Below are 3,645 nucleotides of genomic sequence, written 5' to 3'. Positions count from 1 at the left end.
CAGCGCGGCGGTGATCTCCTGGTCGGTGGCCTCGGCCCGCGGGACGACGACGGTGTAGCCGTCGAAGGCCAGCCTGCGGCCGAACCGGGCGTAGACCCCGGGGTTCTCGCCGCGGCCCACGAGGACCACGACGGTCCCGCGGACGGCGGCCTCGGGGGTGAAGACGGCGGGCGCCGTGCGGTCGGTCGGCAACGTGGTCACGCGGGCACCTTCTCGGTCCGCCGGGCCACCTCGGCCCGGACGAGGGGGAGCAGCTCACGGCCGTACTCGGCCGCGTCGTCGATCGGGTCGTACCCGCGGATCAGCAGGGTGGTCACGCCGATGTCGACGTAGTCCAGCATCGCCTGCGCGACCGTCTCCGGGGTGCCGACGAGGGCGGTGGAGTTGCCCGCGGCGCCCGAGGCGGCGGCGGTGGCCGTCCACAGGCAGCGGTCGTGGACCTCGGCCTTCTCGGCGGCCGCGAGCAGCCGCTGCGACCCGACGTTCGTGGGTGCGGAGGCCTGGCGGAAGCGGGTGCCGGTGAACGACCCGTGTCCGCCCTTCGCCGCCACGATCCCGTCCCGGATCCGGTACGCGCGCTCCCAGGCCTGCTCCTCGGTGGCGCCGAGGATCGGGCGGAAGGACACGCTGATCCGCGGCAGGTCGGTGCGGCCCGCGGCGCGGGCCGCCGCGTGCACCTCGTCGATCTGCTCGGCCGTCTCCGCCAGCGGCTCGCCCCAGAGGGCGAACACGTCCGCGTGCCTGCCGCCGACCCGGTACGCGGCGGCGGACGACCCTCCGAAGTAGACCGGGATCGGGGCGAGCGGTCGGATCTCCTGCTGCACGCCTTCGACCCGGTAGTGCTCGTCGGCGAAGTCGAACGCCTCGGGCTCGGACCAGGACCGCTTCACGATCTCGAGGTAGGAGTCCGTGCGGGCGTAGCGCTGCTCCTTGTCCAGCCAGTCGCCGTCTCGCCGCTGGTCGACGTCGCTGCCGCCGGAGATGACGTGCATCGCCACCCGGCCGCCGCCGGAGAAGTGGTCCAGCGTGGCGTACTGCCGCGCCGCGAGCGTGGGGGCGGTGAAGCCGGGGCGGTGCGCGACCAGGAAGCCCAGCCGCTCGGAGTGCGCCGCGCCGTACGCGGCGACCTGCAGACCGTCCGGGGTGGACGACGAGTGGCCGACCAGCACCTTGTCGAACCCGCCCTCCTCGTGGGCGGACACGAAGCGGCGCACCGTGTCCCGGTCCACGACCGGGCCTGCGGCGGGGTGGGTCTCGGAGACCTCCTGGGTCCCGATCATGCCGACGAACTCGACGGTGGTCATGGCATCCTCCTCAGTGCACGCCGAGGCGTGCGAGCAGCTCGGCACGCAGGCGCTGGAACTCGGGATCGGTGACGTCGCGGGGCCGGTCGAGGTCGACGGGGGCGTCGTAGCCGATCCTCCCGTCCTGCATCACGAGCACGCGGTCGGCGAGCGCGAGCGCCTCCTCGACGTCGTGGGTGACCAGCAGGACCGCGCAGCCGTGCCGCTGCCACAGCTCGTCCACCAGGCCGCGAGCGGTGATCCGGGTCAGGGCGTCGAGGGCCGAGAACGGCTCGTCGAGCAGGAGCAGGTCCGGCTCCCGGACCAGCGCCCGGGCCAGCGCGGCCCGCTGGGCCTCGCCGCCGGAGAGCACCTTCGGCCACACGTCGACCCGGTGGGCGAGCCCGACCTCGGTGAGCGCGGCGACCGCGCGGTCGCGGTCCGGCTTGCCGGGCAGGCCCAGTACGACGTTGTGCCACACCTTCTTCCACGGCATCAGCCGCGGGGCCTGGAAGCCGACGGCGCGCCTGCGGGCCACCGTGACCTCGCCGGACACGTCCTTGTCCAGGTCCGCGAGGATGCGCAGCAGCGTGGACTTGCCGCAGCCCGAGGCGCCGAGCAGCGCGACGAACTGGCCGGGCTCGATGTCCAGGTCGAGGTCGGAGATCACGGCCCGGTCGCCGAAGCGGCGGGTCAGGCCCCGGACGGAGACCGCGTCCACCGTCCGCTGGTCGCTCACTGTCCGCTGAACGCCGGTCGCCACGACAGCAGCCCCCTCTCGAGTCCACGCACGATCATGTCCGCGACCAGGCCCAGGATCGCGTAGAGCACCAGGCAGACGATGATCACGTCCGTGGCGAAGAACTCGCGGGCCTTGTTCATCTCGTAGCCGATGCCGGAGGTGGCGTTGATCGTCTCGCCGAAGACCAGCGCCAGCCACGCGGTGCCGAGCGCGTAGCGCAGCCCGGTGAGGAACTGCGGCATCGCCGACGGCAGGATCACGTGCCTGACCTGCCCGAACCAGCCGAGCCCCAGCGTCTCCGACGCCTCGATGAGCGTGGAGTCGGTGTTGCGGATCCCGCTGTAGAGGTTGATGTAGAGCGGGAAGGTCACGGCCAGCCCGACGAGGACGATCTTGGGCGTCTCGCCGATGCCGAACCAGATGATCAGCAGTGGGATCAGGCCGATGACCGGGACGGTGCGCAGCATCTGCATCGGCGCGTCGATGATGTCCTCGCCCCGGCGGAAGAGCCCGGCCAGCGTGGCCAGCACCACCGCGGCGACGATCCCGAACGCGAGGCCCGCCAGCACCCGCAGCACCGAGGTCAGCACGGCGCTCTGCAGCGAACCGTCCTGCCACATCCCCGCCGCGGTCTCCGCGACGGTGACCGGGGAGGCGAGGGTGTCGGTGTCCAGCACGCCGACGCTCGACAGCACCTGCCACAGCACGATCAGGGCGATCGGCGAGATCGTCTTGAGCACCCAGCGGGGGACCCGACCGGGTCGGCGGTCGCGCTCCGAGGCGAGGGTGACGGTCTCCACGGCGGACGGCGGCGGTTGCACGCGCGTCCGCTCCGGTGTGGTGGTCATGGATGTCCCTAGGGGCGAACGGGCACCCGGGAGCCAGAACACGCCGGGCGCCCTGGATGGATCGCCGCCAGGGGTCGGTGGACGAGGCGGCGCGGTCCGTCGAGAGCGGTCAGCGCGGACAGAGGGCGGACGACACCCGCTCGAGGTCGATGTGACCCCGGGTCGTGAGCATCGCCGAACCGGTCATGACACAGGACCGTAACCGCAGCGGGCGGCAATCCCAACCTCACTCGTGGGGATTGCGCGCCCCGTCACACGAAGTGTACTGCCTGGTGGGAACCGTGGTCCGGTGTCCGGACATTGAGGGGCCGCTCGGTCGTCGGCATCCGTCGTAGGGTGTCCTCAAATCCGAACCGATCGACGACGACACCGGAGGACGAATGGGCAGGCGCGGGCGGAACAGGGTCGGGCGGGAGATCGCGAGCCTCCTGCTCCGGGGGGCGATCGGCGGCACCGTGATCGCGCACGGGGTCAAGCACGGCCGGAGCCTCGACGGCACCGCCGGCTGGTTCGGCTCGATCGGGTTCCGGCAGCCGAGGCTGCAGGCGCAGGCGAGCGCCGCCGTCGAGGTCGGGTCCGGGGTCCTGCTCCTCGCCGGGGCGGCGACGCCGCTGGCCTCGGCCGCCGTCGTCGCGACGATGGGGGTGGCGGCGCGGTCGGTGCACATCCCGAACGGCTTCTGGATCACCGCCGAGGGGTGGGAGTACGTCACCAACCTGGCCACGGCCGCCGTGGCGCTCGCGGCGATCGGGCCGGGCCGGTTCAGCGTGGA

Annotated in this window: 5 protein-coding genes and 1 pseudogene; 1 reads left to right on the top strand and 5 read right to left on the bottom strand. The window is 72.7% G+C overall.

All coding sequences use genetic code 11. The annotated features are described in order from the left end of the window. The 5 genes and pseudogenes from H5J29_RS25080 to H5J29_RS36635 form a co-directional block, all read right to left on the bottom strand. Positions 1 to 201: pseudogene (locus H5J29_RS25080) on the bottom strand (hypothetical protein); the annotation flags it as partial. Beyond that, positions 198 to 1,304, bottom strand: coding sequence for an LLM class flavin-dependent oxidoreductase (locus H5J29_RS25075; protein WP_181783486.1), 1,107 nt, complete (start codon positions 1,302 to 1,304; stop codon positions 198 to 200). The gene H5J29_RS25075 and the pseudogene H5J29_RS25080, both read right to left, overlap by 4 nt. A 10-nt stretch (positions 1,305 to 1,314) precedes the next feature. Continuing rightward, positions 1,315 to 2,004: an ABC transporter ATP-binding protein gene (locus tag H5J29_RS25070; protein ID WP_312858393.1), complete on the bottom strand. Its 690-nt coding sequence runs from the start codon at positions 2,002 to 2,004 to the stop codon at positions 1,315 to 1,317. Between the two features lie 14 nt (positions 2,005 to 2,018). Then, positions 2,019 to 2,873, bottom strand: coding sequence for an ABC transporter permease (locus H5J29_RS25065; protein WP_181783484.1), 855 nt, complete (start codon positions 2,871 to 2,873; stop codon positions 2,019 to 2,021). A 109-nt stretch (positions 2,874 to 2,982) separates the two neighbouring features. After that, positions 2,983 to 3,045 (bottom strand): putative leader peptide, encoded by a 63-nt coding sequence (locus H5J29_RS36635; RefSeq protein WP_376768570.1) that lies wholly within the window; start codon positions 3,043 to 3,045, stop codon positions 2,983 to 2,985. Between the two features lie 208 nt (positions 3,046 to 3,253). Between H5J29_RS36635 and H5J29_RS25060 the strand changes: the two genes are divergently transcribed. Beyond that, positions 3,254 to 3,645, top strand: a 392-nt coding sequence (locus H5J29_RS25060; protein WP_181783483.1) for a DoxX family protein, incomplete at its 3' end; no start/stop codon positions are given.

The organism is Pseudonocardia pini, assembly GCF_013870575.1.
Classification (GTDB): Bacteria; Actinomycetota; Actinomycetes; order Mycobacteriales; family Pseudonocardiaceae; genus Pseudonocardia; species Pseudonocardia pini.
Note: the sequence above shows the minus strand (reverse complement) of the source record. Positions and strands in the feature narration are given on the sequence as shown.